Annotated in this window: 12 protein-coding genes; 5 read left to right on the top strand and 7 right to left on the bottom strand. The window is 72.7% G+C overall.

The window, feature by feature from the left end; all coding sequences use genetic code 11:
- Positions 1-36 precede the first annotated feature (36 nt).
- Together IE95_RS0108380 and IE95_RS20650 are read right to left on the bottom strand one after the other, a co-directional pair.
- Positions 37-1,179: a phosphotransferase family protein gene (locus tag IE95_RS0108380; protein WP_051702901.1), complete on the bottom strand. Its 1,143-nt coding sequence runs from the start codon at positions 1,177-1,179 to the stop codon at positions 37-39.
- An 83-nt stretch (positions 1,180-1,262) separates the two neighbouring features.
- Positions 1,263-2,327 (bottom strand): hypothetical protein, encoded by a 1,065-nt coding sequence (locus IE95_RS20650; RefSeq protein WP_051702900.1) that lies wholly within the window; start codon positions 2,325-2,327, stop codon positions 1,263-1,265.
- Between the two features lie 93 nt (positions 2,328-2,420).
- Between IE95_RS20650 and IE95_RS0108370 the strand changes: the two genes are divergently transcribed.
- On the top strand, positions 2,421-3,014 hold the full coding sequence (locus tag IE95_RS0108370; protein WP_030151173.1) for a TetR/AcrR family transcriptional regulator: 594 nt from the start codon (positions 2,421-2,423) through the stop codon (positions 3,012-3,014).
- Positions 3,015-3,153: 139 nt separating this feature from the next.
- Here the strand turns inward: IE95_RS0108370 and IE95_RS0108365 are convergent, their stop codons facing one another.
- Both IE95_RS0108365 and IE95_RS0108360 read right to left on the bottom strand, forming a co-directional pair.
- Positions 3,154-4,941 (bottom strand): pyruvate dehydrogenase, encoded by a 1,788-nt coding sequence (locus IE95_RS0108365; RefSeq protein WP_051702898.1) that lies wholly within the window; start codon positions 4,939-4,941, stop codon positions 3,154-3,156.
- A gap of 165 nt (positions 4,942-5,106) precedes the next feature.
- The gene (locus IE95_RS0108360; protein WP_051702897.1) at positions 5,107-6,360 is read right to left on the bottom strand and encodes an MFS transporter; all 1,254 of its coding nucleotides are present in this window, start codon (positions 6,358-6,360) and stop codon (positions 5,107-5,109) included.
- A gap of 144 nt (positions 6,361-6,504) precedes the next feature.
- Between IE95_RS0108360 and IE95_RS0108355 the strand changes: the two genes are divergently transcribed.
- Positions 6,505-6,804 (top strand): GNAT family N-acetyltransferase, encoded by a 300-nt coding sequence (locus tag IE95_RS0108355; protein WP_129429521.1) that lies wholly within the window; start codon positions 6,505-6,507, stop codon positions 6,802-6,804.
- Between the two features lie 27 nt (positions 6,805-6,831).
- On the opposite strand, the gene pgm is transcribed toward IE95_RS0108355, so the two are convergent.
- Positions 6,832-8,514 (bottom strand): phosphoglucomutase (alpha-D-glucose-1,6-bisphosphate-dependent), encoded by a 1,683-nt coding sequence (gene pgm, locus IE95_RS0108350; protein WP_030151169.1) that lies wholly within the window; start codon positions 8,512-8,514, stop codon positions 6,832-6,834.
- Positions 8,515-8,721: 207 nt separating this feature from the next.
- Here pgm and IE95_RS0108345 point away from each other — a divergent pair, with 207 nt between their 5' ends.
- On the top strand, positions 8,722-9,045 hold the full coding sequence (locus IE95_RS0108345) for a rhodanese-like domain-containing protein (RefSeq protein ID WP_030151168.1): 324 nt from the start codon (positions 8,722-8,724) through the stop codon (positions 9,043-9,045).
- A gap of 458 nt (positions 9,046-9,503) precedes the next feature.
- Here the strand turns inward: IE95_RS0108345 and IE95_RS0108340 are convergent, their stop codons facing one another.
- Positions 9,504-11,357, bottom strand: a complete 1,854-nt coding sequence (locus IE95_RS0108340; protein WP_051702896.1) for a metallophosphoesterase family protein — start codon at positions 11,355-11,357, stop codon at positions 9,504-9,506.
- 111 nt (positions 11,358-11,468) lie between these two features.
- On the opposite strand from IE95_RS0108340, the gene IE95_RS0108335 reads away from it, so the two are divergent.
- Positions 11,469-12,293, top strand: coding sequence for a DUF5926 family protein (locus tag IE95_RS0108335; protein WP_030151166.1), 825 nt, complete (start codon positions 11,469-11,471; stop codon positions 12,291-12,293).
- 392 nt (positions 12,294-12,685) lie between these two features.
- Positions 12,686-13,465, top strand: a complete 780-nt coding sequence (locus IE95_RS0108330) for a glycosyltransferase family 2 protein (RefSeq protein WP_051702930.1) — start codon at positions 12,686-12,688, stop codon at positions 13,463-13,465.
- Positions 13,466-13,515: 50 nt separating this feature from the next.
- Here the strand turns inward: IE95_RS0108330 and IE95_RS0108325 are convergent, their stop codons facing one another.
- On the bottom strand, positions 13,516-18,213 hold the full coding sequence (locus IE95_RS0108325; RefSeq protein WP_051702895.1) for a RodZ family helix-turn-helix domain-containing protein: 4,698 nt from the start codon (positions 18,211-18,213) through the stop codon (positions 13,516-13,518).
- Between the last annotated feature and the right edge of the window lie 104 nt (positions 18,214-18,317).

Genomic DNA, 18,317 nt, shown 5'->3' with positions numbered 1-18,317 from the left:
TCGGGGTCACGCTGGTTCTGACACTGCGCTCAGGGGTCACCGGGAGAGCTGGTCCAGCAGCACCTCGAGGTTCGCTGCGGCCGTGTCGCGGTACCCCTGGACCCATTCGCCCTGGTAGTCGCGTGGGACGACCTCCGTCACGAGCACCGCGGAGATGTACGCGCGGTACAGGAGCAGTCGTACGTCACCGGCCCCGAGCGTGCTCGCCCCGGGACGCACCCGCCCGACGGCGTCGCGCGCGCGGGGAGCTCCGTCGTCGGGCGGGATTTCACCCGGGGTGGGAGACGCGAACCACGGCTCCTCGACGGGGAGGTGGCCACCCGCCGAGCGGTACCCCGCGGCGATCGCGGGCGGGACGGGTCCGAGGCCGAGCTGGTCGGCGCCCGCGAGCTCGTACAGAGGGTCGGCCCACAGGCAGCGCTCGGTGTCGATCACGCCGCTCAGCCGCAGGGGCGACTCCTCGTCGGCGGAGCGTGCCGGGCCCGCGGGGGCCACTGGGTCCGCGGGGGCCGATGCCTCGGCGGACAGGAACAGGTTGCCCGGCCACAGGTCGGCGTGCACGAGGCGCGGGACCGTGACCTCGGCGAGCGCGTCGTGGTGGCGTGCGACCACGGCCCGCAGGGCGTCGGCGGGGAGGTCGACGTCCCAGTCCTCGGCGTCCGCGAGCAGGGCGTCGACCATGAGGCCGAACGCCTCGGGCCACGTCGGTGCGCTCATCCCGGACGCGGGCGCGGGGTAGCCGAACGCGTCGCCCGTGACGGTGTGCAGGCGGGCCATGAACGCGCCGAGGTCGTGCCGCACACCCTCGGTCGCGGCGTCGTCGAGCGGGGGAAGAGCGTTCCACACGTCGCCGCCGAGGAACGTGACGACCAGGGCGTCGCCGTCGAGCGCGGACCGGCTGAAGTCGCTGTGGACGACGCGCGGCATGAGGAGGTCCGGACGGTCCGCGACGCGCCGGTAGACGTCCTCCTCGGTGCCGAGGATCCCGTGCTCGTAGCGCAGGAGGCGGGACGTGTCGGCGCTCGTGATCTTCACGACGAGGCGCCGACCGTCCGTGAGGTCGACCCGGAACGTCGAGGCGAACAGGCCGCCCTCCAGGGGGGCGGAGTCGGCGATCTCGCCGAGCGGGGACAGGATGCGGGAGAGCTGGTCGTCGGTGACCGTCATCTTGGTGAGCACGCTGGCGATCGTATCGATTCGAGCCGGGCTGCGGAAGGGGGAGTGCAGGGCGGGCGCACGAGCGTCGCCCGCCCCGGCGCTCCTCAGCGGACGGCCGCCAGAGAGTCGTCCGCGGGGATGCTGGTCGCCGTGGGCATCGTCGACCGCGAAGGCCTGCCACGGGCCGCCCCGGCGAGCACCAGGCCGGTGCCGAGCACCGCCCAGCCGGCGAGGACGAGCCAGGGGAACGACGCGTCGGCGCCCGGGAAGTAGGACAGCGTGCGCAGGAGGGTCACCGACGCGCCGGGCGGGAACCACTGCCCCACGCCTCCCCATGGGGACAGCAGCATCTCGACGGGCAACGCGGCAGCCGAGATCGGGTTGGCGAAGAGCAGGAAGACCACTGGCCCGACGGCCAAGCCCGGCCGTCCGAGGATCGCGGTGGCGCCGACGATCGTGCCCGATATCCCGAGGAGCGTGAGCGCGACGGCAGCCGAGTCGGCGAGGAACGCACCGTGCAGTCCTCCCATGCCGTGGAGGATCGCCGCGATCATCAGTCCGCCGCCGACCGCATAGGCACCGAGCCCCACGAGACGGCGCCACGTGCCGCGCACCACGAGGGTGGTCGCGATGCCGCCGACGAGTCCCCCGAGCACGAGGGGGAACGTGGCCGCGGCGAGGGTCGTGCCACGGGCGTCGTCGGGGGAGAGGGGCACCACGTCGGTCACGACGACCGTTGGTGCCGAGCCGACCGGTGCGCCGTGAGCGGCCGCCGCGGCGTCGACCTGGGCCTGGAGCGTGGCCGCTCGCTCGCCGAGGAGCTGGGCGACGGCCGGGCTCGCGGCCGAGGCTGTGAGGATCTCCGGAGCCGGACCCAGGACGATCGCGCCGTACACGTCGCGCGCCTCGATGAGCGCTACGGCCTCGGAGCGGTCGGCGACGGCGGTGACGTCGAGGACGCCGGGGGCGCTCGCCTCGAGATCGGCCTCGACCTGGGTGACCTGCTCGGCCGGGCCGGCGACGGAGATCGGGAGGTCCCGGGGGTCGGCCGTGACCGAGGGCCACAGGAAGGCCAGGACCAGGGTGCTCACGAGGGCGACGAGCCCGAGGGCGAGACCGAGGGTGCGCGGCCAGGGGGTGGTGCCAGGGCGAGGGGGCAGGGCGTTCATCTCTGGATTCCTTAAAACGAATGTTCGTTCTTTAAAGACTCGCGCCCGCGGGCCGTGCCTGTCAAGAGCGAACGTTCGGTTTATGGTGGGTCGGTGCCCAGAGTGACCGAGGAGTACCGAGCCGCGCGCCGCGAAGAGATCGTCGAGGCGGCCCTGCGGGTCTTCCGCCGCAAGGGGTTCCAAGCTGCCTCGATGGCGGACATCATCGCCGAGTCGGGGGTGTCGGCCGGCGCGATCTACGGCTACTTCGCGAGCAAGACCGAGCTCGTCCACCAGACGGCGAGCCGGATCGTCGGCGCGCGGGTCCTCGACGTCGAGAAGCTCGCCGCGAGCGAACCGCTCCCGGTCCCGGCCGAGGTCGTCAGGGTCCTCATGACCGGCGTGCAGCGTGAGCTCCGCGACCCCCGGATCCTCGTCCAGCTCTGGGGAGAAGCCATGACCGACCCCGCGTTGCGAGAGCTCGCCGCGGGCGTCATCGACCGCATCCTGCGGACCTTCGAGGACTACCTCACGGTGTGGCACCGGAACACGAACGGCCACGGCGAGACCGAGGCCGCGGCGCTCGCAGCCGAGCAGGCGCCGCTGTTCGTCAGCGCGTGCCAGGGGTGCATGCTCCAGTCGGCACTCGTCGAGGACTTCGACCGCGACGGCTACCTCGACCTGCTCGTGCGCTACCTCCCCCGCTGAGGGGCGTCGAACGCCCGACGCCGGACGTCGAGCGTGCAGTTCGGGCTGTCCCGGGAGCGTTCTGGCAGCCCGAACTGCACACTCGCCGAGGCCCCGGGGCCGGGGCCGGGGCCGGGGCCGGGTCCGGGCCGGCCCGGGCCTACGGCCGTGGCACGTTGCGCAGGTTCGCCCGGGCCATCGACACGACCTCCCCCATGCCGCCGCCCAGGACCTCCTTGCTCATGGCGACCGCGAAGCCGCGCACCTGCCCGGCCGTGATGGTCGGGGGCAGGGACAGCGCGCGCGGGTCGGTCACGACGTCGACGAGCGCGGGCCCGGGCCGCGAGAGGGCCCCGCGCAGCGCGCCGCGCACGTCCTTGGCGCGCTCGACCCGCACCGACGGGATACCGATCGCGTTCGCGACCGCGGCGTAGTCGATGTGCGGCGACTCGGTGCCGAACATGGGCAGCCCGTCGACGAGCATCTCGAGGCGCACCATCCCCAGGCTCGCGTTGTCGAACAGGACGATCTTCACGGGCAGCTCGTAGGCCTTGATCGTGATGAGCTCGCCCAGCAGCATCGACAGCCCGCCGTCGCCCGCCATGGCGACGACCTGGCGGTCCGGCTGGGCGGCCGCGACGCCGATCGCGTGCGGCACCGCGTTGGCCATGGACCCGTGCAGGAAGGACCCGATGACGCGTCGCTTGCCGTTGGGGCTGATGTATCGGGCGGCCCACACGTTGCACATGCCCGTGTCCACGGTGAACACCGCGTCGTCGGAGGCCTCCTGGTCGAGGACGTCCGCGACGTACTCGGGGTGGATGGGCGAGTGCTTCTCGACGTCCTTGGTGTACGCGCCGACCACGCCCGTCATGGACTTCTCGTGCTTGGCGACCATGCCGTCGAGGAACGAGCGGTTCTTGGCCGTGTTCACGAGCGGCAGCAGGAGTCGCACGGTCTCGCCGACGTCGCCGACCACGGCGACGTCGAGCCGGGTCCGGCGGCCCAGGTGCGTGGGGTCGGTGTCGACCTGGGCGGTGCGCACGGAGTCCGGCAGGAACTGGTCGTACGGGAAGTCGGTGCCGAGCAGGACCAGGAGGTCGGCCTCCTGCATGGCGTCGTGCGCGGCGCCGTAGCCGAGGAGTCCGCTCATCCCGACGTCGAACGGGTTGTCGTACTGGATCCACTCCTTGCCGCGCAGCGAGTGGCCGATCGGTGCGGCGATCTTGTCGGCGAGGGCGATCACGTCGTCGTGCGCGCCGCGTGTCCCGGCGCCCGCGAAGATCGTGACCTTCTTGGCCTGGTTGATCGCGTCGGCGAGGCTCCGGAGCGCGTCCGGGTCGGGGATGATCCGGGGCTTGGCGGGGTGGACGGCGACGTCGATGACCTCTGCTGCGGCGTCGAGGTCCGCGACGTCGCCGGGGATGGTCAGGACCGAGACCCCCGGGGCGCCGTACGCGTGGTGGATCGCGGAGTTGATGACGCGCGGCGCCTGCGTGGCCGACGAGATCATCTCGGAGTACACCGAGCACTCGGTGAACAGGCGGTCGGGGTGCGTCTCCTGGAAGAAGCTCGTGCCGATCTGCGTGCTGGGGATGTGGCTCGCGATCGCGAGGACGGGCACCTTGGAGCGGTTGGCGTCGTACAGGCCGTTGATGAGGTGCAGGTTGCCGGGCCCGCACGAGCCTGCGCACACCGCGAGCTTCCCCGTGACCTCTGCCTCGGCCGCGGCGGCGAACGCGGCGGCCTCCTCGTGGCGCACGTGCACCCACTCGATGCCCTTGCCCTTCCCCTTCTGGCTGCGCCGGACCGCGTCGACCACGGGGTTGAGGCTGTCGCCCACGATCCCGTAGATGCGTTCGACCCCCGCTTCGATGAGCTGCGCGACGAGCAGGTCGGCGACCGTCCTGTTGCGCTTGTCCTGGGGCCGGCCGAGTCCGAGAGCCATGGGGAAACCTCCGCACGAAAGGGTTGGGGACCTCTCCATCGTGCGTCGGGAGCCCGCGGGACGCAGCCGCTGGGGCTGTTCCGCTGGTCACGCCCGGGTGTCAGGTCCGCGTCACGGTGCACACTCGACGAGACCGCGGGTGCGCCAGCGGCTACGTCGCGTCGGTCACGACGGGTCGTCGGCGAGGTGTGGGCGCGGCGCTCCCCGGCGCAGGACCCGCAGCGACGCGAGGACGGCGACCACCGCGAGGCCTGCCGCGATCATGACGACCTGGAACCCGGCGTGCGCGCCTGCGGCGTCGATGCGCGAGCCCGCGATCGACGCCCCGAACGACACGCCGACCCCGAGCGACGTGCCGACCCATGCGAGGCCTTCGGTGAGCTGGTGCGGCGTCACGAGGTTCTGCACGAGGGCGTTGCCGTTGATGAGGGTCGGGGCGATCGTGAAGCCCGTGACGAACATGACGACGGCCAGCATGGGCAGCGACGTGACCACGAAGAACAGCGAGACGCCGAGGGCGAGGGCGACCATGCCGATCGCGAACCGCTTCCACAGCGGTGAGACCCAGTGGCGTGCGCCGTACGCGAGGCCCGAGATGAGCGAGCCGAGCGCGAAGATCGCCAGGATCAGGCCCGATGCCGACTTGGATCCCTGCTCCTCGGCGAACGCGATGGTCGAGACGTCGGTCGCGCCGAAGATGAAGCCCATCGCGACGAAGACGACGGCCAGCACGATCATGCCGGGGGATCGCATCGCCGAGCCGTGCTTGACGCCCGGGACGACCGGGATCACGGGCGGCTCGGTGCGGCGCTGCGACAGGAACCACACGCCGCCCACGACGGCAGCGACCGCGGGGACGATGATGCCCGCCGAGTCGGTGACCTCGGTCGCGAGCAGGGTCGCGAGGACCGGGCCGACGACGAACACGAGCTCGTCGAGCGCGGACTCCAGGGAGTAGGCCGTGTGGAGCTGCCGCGGGTCCTTGACGGCGTGGCTCCAGCGCGCGCGGACCATCGAGCCGTACGAGCCGATGCTCGCGCCCGCGACGACGGCGCTCACGTAGAGCCAGATCTCGGGGGCCTGGTTGACGGCGGCCAGGATCAGGCCCACGAGCCCGAGGGTGCTCACGACGAGCAGCGGGCGCATGACCTTGGCCTGGCCGACGCGGTCGACGTAGCGCGCGATCTGCGGCGAGGCGATGGCCTGCGCGATCACGTAGGCCGCGGACACGCGTCCGGCCAGGGCGTACGAGCCGTAGATGCCCTGGACCATCAGGACGATGCCGATGCCGACCATGGACATCGGGAGCCTCGCCACGACGGCGGCGGCCGAGAAGTTCAGCGCCCCCGGCTTGCTGAGGACGACACGGTAGGGGTTGCGGGAGTCGTCTGCCGCTGCGCGAGGGGGGTCTTGTACCACCGTCTCATTCTCCCATCTGTCGCCCCGGTCGACGCGCCCCGCCCGGCGGGTGCGGACCGGGGAGCCGGCGACTCGTCGGCACGTACCGAGTGTCACCGTTCCACCGGGCGCGCGCGAACCGATCCCGGCCCGCATGATGAACGGGTGAGCGAGCAGACGCAGGAGATCGCGGTCGTGGACAACACGGCCGAGGAGCGCTTCGAGGCACGCACCCCCGAGGGGGAGGTGGCGGGCTTCGCCGCGTACGTGCGACAACCTGGCCGGCTCGTGCTCACGCACACAGAGGTCGACGACGCGTACGCCGGCCACGGCGTCGGGTCGACGCTCGTGCGCGGCGCGCTCGACCAGGTGCGGGCCTCGGGGCAGAAGGTCGTGCCGCTGTGCCCGTTCGTCCGGGCGTTCGTCCAGCTCCACGAGGAGTACCAGGACCTGGTCGCGCACTGAGGGCCCGCCGCACCCTCACCGCGTGCGTCAGCCGCCCAGCGCGTCCGAGACGACCTGCTTGGCCTCGTCCTGCACCTGCGCCAGGTGCTCGGCCGAGACGAACGACTCGGCGTAGATCTTGTACACGTTCTCCGTGCCGGAGGGGCGCGCCGCGAACCACGCGTTCTCCGTCGTGACCTTGAGGCCGCCGATCGCCGCACCGTTGCCCGGTGCCGTCGTCAGCTTCGCGGTGATCTCCTCGCCCGCGAGCGTCGTCGACGTGACCTGCTCCGGGCTCAGCCTCGCGAGCGCCGACTTCTCCTCGAGCGAGGCAGGGGCGTCGACCCGCGCGTACCAGGACTCGCCGTACTGCTCGACGAGCCGGGCGTGGTGCTGCGACGGGGTCTTCCCCGTGGTCGCGAGGATCTCCGAGGCGAGCAGCGCGAGCAGCAGACCGTCCTTGTCCGTGGTCCACACCCCGCCGTTCTTGCGCAGGAACGACGCGCCCGCCGACTCCTCGCCGCCGAAGCCCACCGAACCGTCGAGCAGGCCCGGGACGAACCACTTGAAGCCCACCGGCACCTCCTCGACGCGGCGACCCAGCCCACCACCGACCCGGTCGATGAGCGACGAGGACACGAGCGTCTTGCCGATCGCGGCATCCGGACGCCAGCCCGGACGGGCCCCGCCGTACAGGTAGTCGATCGCGACCGCGAGGTAGTGGTTGGGGTTCATGAGGCCCGCGTCCGGGGTCACGATCCCGTGGCGGTCCGAGTCGGCGTCGTTGCCCGTCGCGACGTCGAACGTCGAGGTCGCGTCCGGGTCCGTCATCTTCTGCACGAGCGAGGCCATGGCGTACGGCGACGAGCAGTCCATGCGGATCTTGCCGTCCCAGTCGAGCGTCATGAACGCCCAGCGCGGGTCCACCTGCGGGTTCACGACCGTCAGGTCCAGCCCGAAGCGCTCACCGATCTCGCCCCAGTACTCGACCGACGCCCCGCCCAGGGGGTCGGCGCCGATCGAGACGCCCGCGCCGCGGATCGCGTCGAGGTCCAGGACCGAGGCCAGGTCGTCGACGTACGCCGTCAGGAAGTCGTGCCGGTGCGTGGTCTCCGCCGCCAGCGCCCGCTCGAGCGGGACCCGCCGGACCTGCCCGACGCCCGAGCGCAGGATCTCGTTCGCACGGTCCGCGATCCAGCCCGTCGCCTCCGAGTCCGCCGGGCCGCCGTGCGGCGGGTTGTACTTGAAGCCGCCGTCGCGCGGCGGGTTGTGCGACGGCGTCACGACGATGCCGTCCGCGAGCTCGGGGCCGCTCGTGCGGACGCCCTCCTCGGTGGCCGCGCCGTTGTGCAGCAGGATCGACTGCGACACGGCCGGCGTCGGCGTGTACGAGTCGCGGGCGTCGATGTACGTCTGGACACCCGCCGCCGCGAGGACCTCGATCGCGGTCTGCCACGCGGGCAGCGACAGGGCGTGCGTGTCACGGCCGATGAACAGCGGGCCGTCGGTGCCCTGCGCACGCCGGTACTCGACGATGGCCGCGGTGATCGCGACGATGTGCGCCTCGTTGAACGCGTGGTCCAGGCTCGACCCACGGTGGCCCGACGTCCCGAACACCACCTTCTGCGTCGGGTCGTCGACGTCGGGGGAGAGGTCGTAGTAGGCGCCGACCACGGCGTCCACGTCGATGAGGTCCTGAGGCTGGGCGGGCGTACCGGCGCGTGGGTCCATGCACCGATCCTGCCACTGCTCGGGGTGTCGGTGCCGGTCAGACGTCGCTTCGGTGCCGAGCATGCGGTTGTCGTCGTGATCGGGCCGGATCTGGACGCTGACCGCATGTTCGACGAACGGCAACCGCATGTTCGGCGGACCCCAGGGTGGGCCTGGGCCGTGAACGTACCCCGACGGCGCCCGCGTCAGAAACGTAGGCTGGTCACCATGTTCCCGCCTCAGGTACCCACGACCGACGTGTCCGAGCTCGACGCCGAGCGCCCCGTCCCCGAGGGCGTCGTGCTCCTCGACGTGCGCGAGCAGGACGAGTGGGACGCAGGCCACGCGCCCGACGCCGTCCACATCCCCCTCGGCGAGCTGCCCGTCCGCTGGGGCGAGCTCGACCCCGACGTGCCGATCCTCGTGATCTGCCACTCGGGCGGCCGGTCGGCGCGCGCCGCCGCGTGGCTCAACCAGGGTGACTTCGATGCGACCAACCTCGACGGCGGCATGGTCGCGTGGTCGCAGCGGGGGTTGCCGGTCGAGCGGTAGCGCCTTGTCGAGCCCCGTGTTCCTCCCCCGGCTGTCGGGGGCGGTCCCGGGCCGAGGGTGAAATCGGTACATCGGTCCCGAAGCCTCTTTTCGTACCGCAGAATTTCGAGTCCTCGCCGCAGAGCACCGGATCGTGCGGCAACTAGCAGCACGCCAGCGCACCGATGTGTCCGACGACGGAGACACCCCACCCCGCCCCGGCTCAGGACGAACCTGGAGCCGGGCCGGGCGACGGTACCGCATCAGTTTCGAGCGGAGATGAGGACGCGCCACGGGCGACGTACCCGAGCGACCACCGCGACACCCCGACGAAGTGAATGGGACAGGCCCTGAACGAGGGTATCGTCGCCTGTCATTCAGTGTGCTCCCCGCGCGAGCGGGGGTGATCCCGCCAGGTGACGCAACGCCACATGACGCGACTGGTGCTCCCCGCGCGAGCGGGGGTGGGCTCCGGGGTCCTATCCCGCCGGGACTCCGTCTACCGGGGCGTCGTCCTCGACGGGCGGCACGTCGGTGTTCTGATCGCCTGGGGGTACCGTGCTTTCGTCGCCCGGGAGCGACGGAGGTACCGCGCCCTCGTCGTCTGGGGGCACGACGAGCGGCCAGGTCTGTCGTGGTCCGACGTCTGCGGCCCCGTCGGGGGTGACGGAGATGATCTGCCAGTCGACGATCCGTCGCTCGGTGGGGTCGAACCGCAGCAGCGTCATCTCGGCCGTGCCCTTGAGGGGGCCGATGCGGGACGCGTTCGCGATGGCTCCGGCGGTGCTTCCGTTGACGTAGCGGATGCCGCCTCCGACCTGTTCGGGGTCGGCGCGTGTGTGCATGTGTCCGGAGAGCTGGGCGGGTACGCAGCCGGATTCCATGGGGACGTTGCCGACGCGTGGGGTGTGGATGAGCAGGATGTCGATCCCGTCGTCGGCCTCGCACGCGACGTCGGTGAGGCGCGCGGCCTGCGCGACGGCGCCTCCGCCGCGGGTCGTGGGGCCTTCGATGAGTCCGGGGGCCATGGCGTCGCTGTCGCCGAGGATGCGGATTCCTTGGATGTCGAGGATCTCGCCGTCGAGCACCTTCGCGCCGCGGGACCGCTCGCGGGCCGAGGTCTCGGTCGAGTCGTGGTTGCCGTCGGCGACGACCATGGTCGTGCCCTTGGGGAGCGCCGACATGTAGGCGTCGACGCAGAAGTTCTCGACGGCGGTCCCGTTCATGGTGGTGTCGCCCGCGTTGAGGACCAGGGTCGCCGAGGACCGGTCGATCGTCGTCCGGATCAGTGGTGCCATGCCGATGTTGCAGTGCAGGTCGCTGATGAGCAGCATCGTCACGAGCTCGGCGTCGTCCGTGGGGGTCTTCGAGGGGGACGGTCCGGTGGTCGCGGCGGGGCTCGCGTCCCCGGGCTGGGCGGGTGGTGTGGGGCCCTCGCCGGCGTCCGCTGGTGGCGCTCCGTCGTCGGGCCCGGGAGCCGTGGTGGCGCCCGGCTCCCCGTCCGGCCCGGCGCCCGGCTCCCCGTCCGACGCAGCGGCTGCCGCGGCAGCCGCTGCGTCTGCCTCGTCGATCGCGTCGCGTGCGTCCCACGCGGCCACGAGGTTCTTGTCGGCCATGTCGTAGAACTCGTCGTTCTCCCGCAGGAAGTCGACGACCATGCCCCCGTAGGTGTCGACGATCCCGGCGAGCCGTCCGGTGATGCGGGCTCCTTCGAGGGGGGTGCCGGCGAAGACGGCGGACGTGGGCGTCGTCGTCTCGAGGTCGCGGCCCTGGGTCGACGAGGACAGCGACCCGGCGACGAGCGAGACGATCGCGACGCTCGCCGTGATCTCCCAGGTGCGGGGAGCGAGGATCGAGGTCAGCTCGTCCCGTCTGGCCGCCCCCAGCACCACGTACCCGAGGGCGCCCACGGCGCCGACCGCGAGGATCGCGAACCCGGTGCGCCTCAGCGCGTCGAGGATCAGGGCGCGGACGGCGTGCCCGATCGACTCCTGCGGGCCGCTGAAGAACTGGAGGTAGCCCTCGAGGTCGTTCGTGAGGCCGGCGAGCGTCGTGGCCTGGTCGACGGCGGTGAGGTCTGCCGGGATCTCCTTGACCGTGACGCTCGCGCCGAGCCCGGCGGGCAGGGGGGAGTCGATCTGCAGTGTGCCGAGCGGCCCCAGGTCGACCGTGACGACGCTGTCCGTGGTGACCTCGTAGCGGGCCTCGTGGGGGCCGAGGCTGAGGTCCGCGGTCGCGGTCGTCACGCCCCAGACGACGCAGGGGACGAGTACCGCGACGACGGAGAGGGCCCAGCGGACCCATCGGGGCGGCGTGCGGTGCGTGGTGCTCATCGGGTCCAGCCTTGCCGATCAGGAGGGAGGTCGCCATCGGCGCGCCGGGCGCGTCAGGGGCTGATTCGTCACACGGGTCGGCGTGCAGTTCAGTCCTACTACACTTCCCCCATGGCCAAGAACTCGACGCCCGACTTCGTGCTGCGCCCCTTCGAGGGCCTCCCCGGGGAGACCGACTGGGTCGCCCTGCGAGAGGTCGTCCCGTCGGCCTCGGCACCTGCCCGCACGACGAAGGAGTTCGGTGCGCACGACGTCCTGGTCGTGACGGTCCTCCCTGCCGGCTGGGCCGCGCTGCACCGCCAGGACGGCACGATCCTCCTGGCTCTCCAGACCATCGCCGGGTCGGGGGACACGAGCCGCGACCTCGCGGCCGCCCTCCTGGAGGCTGTCGAGGCCGAGCCGGGTACGTCGATCGAGCTGGGCGAGCTGCCGGGCCCGGGCCCGCGCCTGCAGGACGTCCTGGACCTGTCGGTGCCGTTCGACGTCACGGTCCACGACGACTTCTCGTTCTGGCTCGACCCGTCGACGGACGTCACGCCGGACCTCAAGGCGTCGCTCGACCAGGCGTCGGAGTCGATCGTTCCCACGGTCAAGCTCTCCTCGGTCGAGTCGGCCTACTGGTGCTCGATGAGCCGCGAGTTCCTGCGCTGGGCATGGCCCGTGGGCGAGGAGGCGCTGATCGACGCGATCTCTCGCCTGCACGCCAAGCGGGAGTCGGGTCTCGGCGGTGGCAATTTCGTCGGCGCTTTCCGCTCGTGCGGGCTGCTGGTCCCGGTGTGGGAGCTGCCGCGCGGTACCGAGGCGGCCGACATCGAGGAGCCCGCGAAGGAGCTCAAGGCGAGGCTCGACGCGGCGCTCGCGGTGACCGAGCCGCTCGACGCGAACGAGCGTCGTGCGCGGGCGGGCATCGTGTCCCGTCAGGTCACGCTGCGCTGATCGGGGCACCGAGGGCATAGAGGTTCGGCAGGGGGCGACAGCACCCGGGCGGCGCCGGTACGGCGCCCGGGTGCTGACGCCCCCTCCGCCTACGCCCTCCGGAGCCCCGGGCGCTCCTGGAGGGCGTGTGCTCACGGCACGGTCGCGACGACGCGGCCGCTCGCCGACAGGGTGCAGGCAGCAATACCTCGTCAAGAACCCGGGCACACCGTTCCCGGGGGCGGCCGTGACTTTGCCACCAAGAGTGTGGCAAACTGCGGGAAACTCTTTGCACTACTAGGCTGGACGGCGTGAACGCGGACCATCGGTCGACCGAGTCAGGAAAGAACACCACCACCGGAACCACCGGCGAGACCGTCGGCGTCCCCGCGAACGGGACGCATGCGCTCCCGGTGGCGAAGACCCCGCGTCCCGCGCCGCTCGCAGGCGGCGGACGGCAGAAGCAGCGCGTTGCGGTGATCATCCCCGCCAAGGACGAGGCGCGCCGCATCGCGGCGACCGTCCGCGCGGCCAAGGCGATCCCGCACGTGGACCTGGTCCTCGTCGTGGACGACGGCAGCGAGGACAGCACGCAGCACGTCGCACGCGAGGCGGGGGCCGTCGTCGTGCGCCACTCGCACAACCGCGGCAAGGCCGCAGCCATGGAGACGGGCGCCGCGGTCGTCGCGATGCGCGACGTCGCCGACCGGCCCGCGCGCCTCCTGCTCTTCATCGACGGCGACCTGGGGGAGACGGCCGTCAACACGTCGCCCCTCGTCGACCCGGTCCTCAACGGTGCCGCGGACATGTCGATCGCCCTGCTCCCGCCCCAGCCCGGCGCGGGTGGCCGCGGCATCGTCGTGGGCGCCGCACGCCGCGCGATCCAGTCGATGACGGGGTGGACGCCCACGCAGCCGCTGTCGGGCATGCGCTGCCTGACGCGCGAGGCCTTCGAGGCAGCGACGCCGCTCGCACGGGGCTGGGGCGTCGAGACCGGCCTGACGATCGACCTGCTCCGCAAGGGGTACGTCGCGGTCGAGGTGCCGTGCGACCTGCGCCACCGGCCGTCCGGGTCGGACCTCAAGGGGCAGATCCACCGCGCGAACCAGTACCGCGACGTGCAGCTCGCGGTCGGGGCGCGCCGCGTGCGCAGCGCGATCGACGCGCTGAGCGGCAGCAAGCACTCCAAGTAGTCCTCCACGCCGAAGCGCCCGGGCGGCCTCCGCCCGGGCGCTTCGGCGTCCTACCTGCCCGACGCCGCAGGTTCCGTCGCGTCGGGAGGTGCGGCTCCGTCGTCGGGCCCCTCCTCACGCCGACCCGACCCGACGCCGTCCGGTACCCCGTCCGGGCCACGCGCCTGCCGCGGCGAGGCGTGCAGCACCGCGACCGTCAGGAGCGGGACCGCCGGGATGAGGGCGATCATCGCGATCCGCACCCCGAAGTCGTTCACCACGGACCCCGCGACACAGACGATCCACAGCGCGAGGAGGGCCGGGCGCAGGAGCGGCCACGCCGTCTCGGTGCGTGCGAACCACCGCGGCGTGAACCGCCGGGAGCCGAAGAGGACCACGGCTGCCGCGACGAGCACCAGGATCGTGAGCCACACGGGGACACCGCCCAGGACCGAGCGCAGGGCGTACCCGGCCTTGCGGGCAAGGGTCTCCCAGGCGCTGCCGTCCAGCACCTGCGTGACGAAACGCCCGAGGTGCGACCGCTCGTCCGGTGGCCGCAGCCAGTCGAGGACGCCCACCACGGCGACCGCCGCGACGCCCGTCGCAGCGACCGAGAGGAATCTTCGCCACGTGACCCGCGCCCCCGACGCCGCCAGACCCAGCACCGCGAACGCGGGCACGAGGACCAGGCCACCCCCCAGGTCGGCACCCCACGTGGGCCACACGTCGATCGCCATCGTGACGACGCCGATGACCCCGACGGTCACGGCCGCCGCGACCCTCCGGTGCCGCAGCACGAGCCACTGCGCGAGGGCGGCCGCCAGGAACAGAGCCGCGACGGCGTAGACGGAGAAGGTCGGGTTCCCGAACCCGTAGAAGCGGGCGCCGAACGTCGGCGCCGACCCGAGCGGGCTGGCGCGGTTGAGCGGCGTGCCGATCACCCCGTCGAGGCTCAGCGCCACGAAGGTGATGCCCGCGACGATCCCCGGGGCCAACCAGACGGGCCGACGGGGAGCGAGGGCCCCGAGAGCCGCGACGGTCGCCGTCACACCGACCGTCGCCACGACGAGCGCGAACGTCGGGTTCGCGAACTGCCACCACCCCGTGAGCGAGGTGAGGAACGCCGCGGCGGGGACCGCGGCGATCACGAGAGCCGACCCCCGAGCCCACGCCCAGCCGCGCGCCCACCACGCCCGCGCCCGGGCCGAGCGTGCACGCGACGCCACCGGGGCGAGCGCGAGGCACACGACCCCGAGCGCGAGAGCCGCGTAGAGAGGGGCGTCGACGAAGAACGAGTACACCGTGCGTCGCACATGGTCGCGCGACGTCAGGTCCGCCAGCGACGCCGCCGTCGTGGCCGCGTCGGGCGCCCGGACCGACCCCCACGCCAGCGGGGTGTCCTGGATGCGCGGCGGAGGCGCCACGTCGGCCGCGCCCAGGATCGTCGCGGGGACGTCGAGGAGCCGCGCCACGCCGTCGGTCCGGGTGGCCGCGCTCGTGAGGAAGCGCGGCTGCTCCGGACCGTCGAGCGACGGGCGGGCAAGAGCGACCCCGAGGACGGGGCGCGCACCCGGGGTGCCGCTCACGTCCACGACCAGCACCGTCGCGAGGGACGGTGCCCGGTCGAGAACGGTACGCACCCGCTCGTCGACGGCGCGAAGGCGCTCGGCCCGGAGCTCCTTGCGGTCGGCGGCCTGCTCGGCAGCGGTCCGGCTCGGGTCCAGGGGAGGAAGGGTCGCGTCACCGGCGTCGATCACCGTGACGGGGCACGCGAAGGTGTCGGCGCCCGGTGCGAACGCCACGGCGGGGTCACGGTAGCGCGACACGCTGCCGTCCGGCGACGCGAGGGCGGCAGCAGCCCCCGGCCCGACGGCGGTCGCGCACGTCGCGGAGGACAGGGCACCACCCAGCACGCCCAGCCGGGCCTGATAGGTCGAGCCGGGCTGCAAGGAGACCAGGTCCGCCCAACCCGACACCTGGGCACCCTCCCCGGTCGCGACCGGGGAGAGGTCCGGGCAGGTCCAGGCGCCGTCCGGCCCGCGTTCGGTCGCGACCTCGGCGAGCTGACCCGCGGACAGGGAGAGCCACCCACCCGCCACACAACGACCGGCAGCACCGGTGGGCTGCGAGACACCTGCCGCGCCCGCGCCGTCGGTGAGCATGTCGTTGAGCGTCGGCGTCGTCCCTGACGACACGTCGTCCCACGTGACCCCGGCGGTGCCGACCACGACCAGCGGCTGGTCCGCAGCGATCACGTCGGACCTGCCCGGGGCGACCTCGGTCCCGGCGGGGACCGAGGCGGCCGGTAAGCGCACGCCGGCCGCCCCGAGAACGCTCGAAGCGAGGAGGACCACGAGGAACATGCCGCCACCGACCGTCGCGACCATGGTGGGCATGCGCCGGACACCGGGCTCGTCGTGGGCCGTGGCCGCCGCGGCGTGGACGGCGCGCGGGGAACCGTCACGGCGGTCGCCCTCGCTGCCGCCGTCCCTGCTGCCGCCCGCCGGGACGGCGGCGTCCACCGTGAAGCCCGGGACGATCATCGCGGACCCGACGACGACGACCATGATCCCGATGATGATGCCCGAGTCGTTCAGGACCGACCCGACGGCCGCGACGACCACCAGCGCGATCGCCAGGGGCCGGAGCAGCGGCCAGTCGCGGTACGCCGCGGACACCTCCGGCAGGCGCCACCGCTCAGGGCGCAGGAGGACCACGCTCAGCCCGATCACGAGGAGCGTGGCGAGCACACCCCCCGGGTTCGCGATGGTCTTCCACGCCCCGGCGGCCTTGCGGGCGACGACCTCGAAGGCGCCGCCGTCGAGCAACGACTGGACGAAACCCCCCAGGTGCGAGCTGCTGGTCGGGGAGAGCCAGTCGACCACCGCGATGACTGCGACGACGAGAACCGTCACCCCGGCCACGACCGCGATCCGCAGCATGGTCAGCCGGACCTTCCCGACCAGGAGCGCGAGGACCGCGAAGGCGGGCACGAGGGCCAGGATCCCCCCGAAGTCCGCGCCGAACCCCGGCCAGCCGTCGATGACGACCGTCACCACGCCGACGGCCACGACGAGGGAAGCCGCGAGTCGTCGCCCCCGTGCGACGACGGCGGACGCCAGGCCGCCGGCGAGGACGAGGCCCGCGACCGCGTAGACCGCGAAGGTGACGTTGTTGAACCCGTAGAAGCGCGTGAAGTTGACCACCGCGGACGTCCCGAGCAGCGAAGCCTGCTGCAACGTCGTGCCCGTCGCCCCGTCGATCGTCAGGACGAGCCACGTCACCCCCGCGAGCGAGGTCGGGAGCGCCCACGGACGTCGGGGCAGCAGGCGCGAGCACGACCAGGCCACGACGGCGACCAGGACCGTGGCAGCGGTCAGGGCGAGCGTCGCAGCGGCGTTCGGGGCGCTCCAGACCCACCACCGGGACAGGCTGGCGAGCGACGCGCCGACAGGTGCGGAGGCGACCACCAGCAGGACGGCCGTCGTGACCCGCCGTCCCACCCTGCCGGGCGGCGCCGGCGTCGGGGAGCCGCGTCGCTGAGCCGCCCTGCGCGCCCACAGCAACCCGCCCAGCGTCACGACGAGCGTCGCGATCAGCAAGCCGACGAGCACCGGGTAGAGGCTCGGGATGGTGCTCGTCAGGACGGTGAAGTACTGCCGGTTCTCGACCGTCCGGGCGACGTCCAGGCGGCGGGTCTCGCCCAGGGAGACGGGGGCGCCGTCGAGTCCCTCGGTGCTCCCGCCCGCCTCGTGGACGACGGTCGCCGAGAGATCGACGAGCTGGACGACACCGTCCGTCTGCGTCGAGGGGGAGTGGAGCCACGTGCCTGTCGCGACCTCGGGACGCCAGTCGACCACCACCTGGGGCCCGGGCTCGCCGACCGGCCCCGCCGAGACCCCGGCGATCAGGACGCGGGTGCCCAGGTCGGCTTCCTTCACGATCCGCCGCAGCGTCGCGTCCAGGGCCTCGAGGCTCTCACCCCGTCGTCCCGTGCTGTCGAAGAGCTCCCCCTGGTCGATCACGGTGACGGGGCACGACTGCAGGTCGCCGGCGGGGATCTGGTCGATCCCCGAGACGTAGCGGGACACGTGCCCGGCCGCGTCGGCGAGCATGACCGCGGCACCGGGCCCGACCGCCGTCGTGCAGACGCCGACGTCGGCGAGCCGCTGCGCGACGGTGCCCGCCGGGTGCTGGGTCGTGACGTCGTCGGGCTGCTGGGTCAGAGCGGTCCAGCCAGGGACCGTGGCGGGTCCCTCGACGGCCTGGCCCGACATGACCGGCTGGGGGAGCTCCGGGCAACCGGTGTCCGCAGGATCCGTCTCGCCCGTGTCGGTGACAGCGTCCGTCGGGGCGGGGCTCGTGGCCGTCGAGACCATCTGACCCGCCGAGAGCGTCAGCCAGGCGTCGATCGTGCAGGCCGTCCGAGCGACGCTCACGGAGGCGACCGAACCGGTGCGGATCATGCTCCACAGCGTCGGGGTGGCGGCTCGGGAGATGTCTCGCCAGTACAGCCCCGCTACGGCGACGAGGATGGTCGGCGTCGGTTCGGCCGACTCCTCGGCCGCCTCCTCGGTCGTCTCCACGGCCGAGGGCGCGGCCGGGGCCTGTGCGAGCGCCGACCGACCCTGGGTGGCCGCCGGAGCCCCGGACAGGGCGTGCCCTGGCAGGGCGGTACCGATCAGGCAGGCCAGCGCGAGCAGGGCGGCGACGGCCGTCCGGAGCGTGCGCGGTCGCGAGAAGGGCAGGTCAGCGGCCGGATTCGTCACCGGACCAGCGTACGGTGAGCGCTTCCGGGGGCCCGCTCGACCAGCGGGTCGGGCACCGTTCCTCCACGAGGTCGGCTCATGGGGAGCGCCACGGTGACGAGCGA

Source organism: Oerskovia turbata, assembly GCF_000718325.1.
GTDB classification, from domain to species: domain Bacteria; phylum Actinomycetota; class Actinomycetes; order Actinomycetales; family Cellulomonadaceae; genus Oerskovia; species Oerskovia turbata.
This window is presented reverse-complemented; position numbering and strand designations above follow the sequence as displayed.

Excerpts from the sequence above, each read along its gene's own strand:
- IE95_RS20650 (WP_051702900.1), bottom strand. The coding sequence starts at position 2,327 with ATGAACGCCCTGCCCCCTCGCCCTGGCACCACCCCCTGGCCGCGCACC.
- IE95_RS0108365 (WP_051702898.1), bottom strand. The coding sequence starts at position 4,941 with ATGGCTCTCGGACTCGGCCGGCCCCAGGACAAGCGCAACAGGACGGTC.
- pgm (WP_030151169.1), bottom strand. The coding sequence starts at position 8,514 with ATGGACCCACGCGCCGGTACGCCCGCCCAGCCTCAGGACCTCATCGAC.
- IE95_RS0108345 (WP_030151168.1), top strand. The coding sequence starts at position 8,722 with ATGTTCCCGCCTCAGGTACCCACGACCGACGTGTCCGAGCTCGACGCC.
- IE95_RS0108340 (WP_051702896.1), bottom strand. The coding sequence starts at position 11,357 with ATGAGCACCACGCACCGCACGCCGCCCCGATGGGTCCGCTGGGCCCTC.
- IE95_RS0108335 (WP_030151166.1), top strand. The coding sequence starts at position 11,469 with ATGGCCAAGAACTCGACGCCCGACTTCGTGCTGCGCCCCTTCGAGGGC.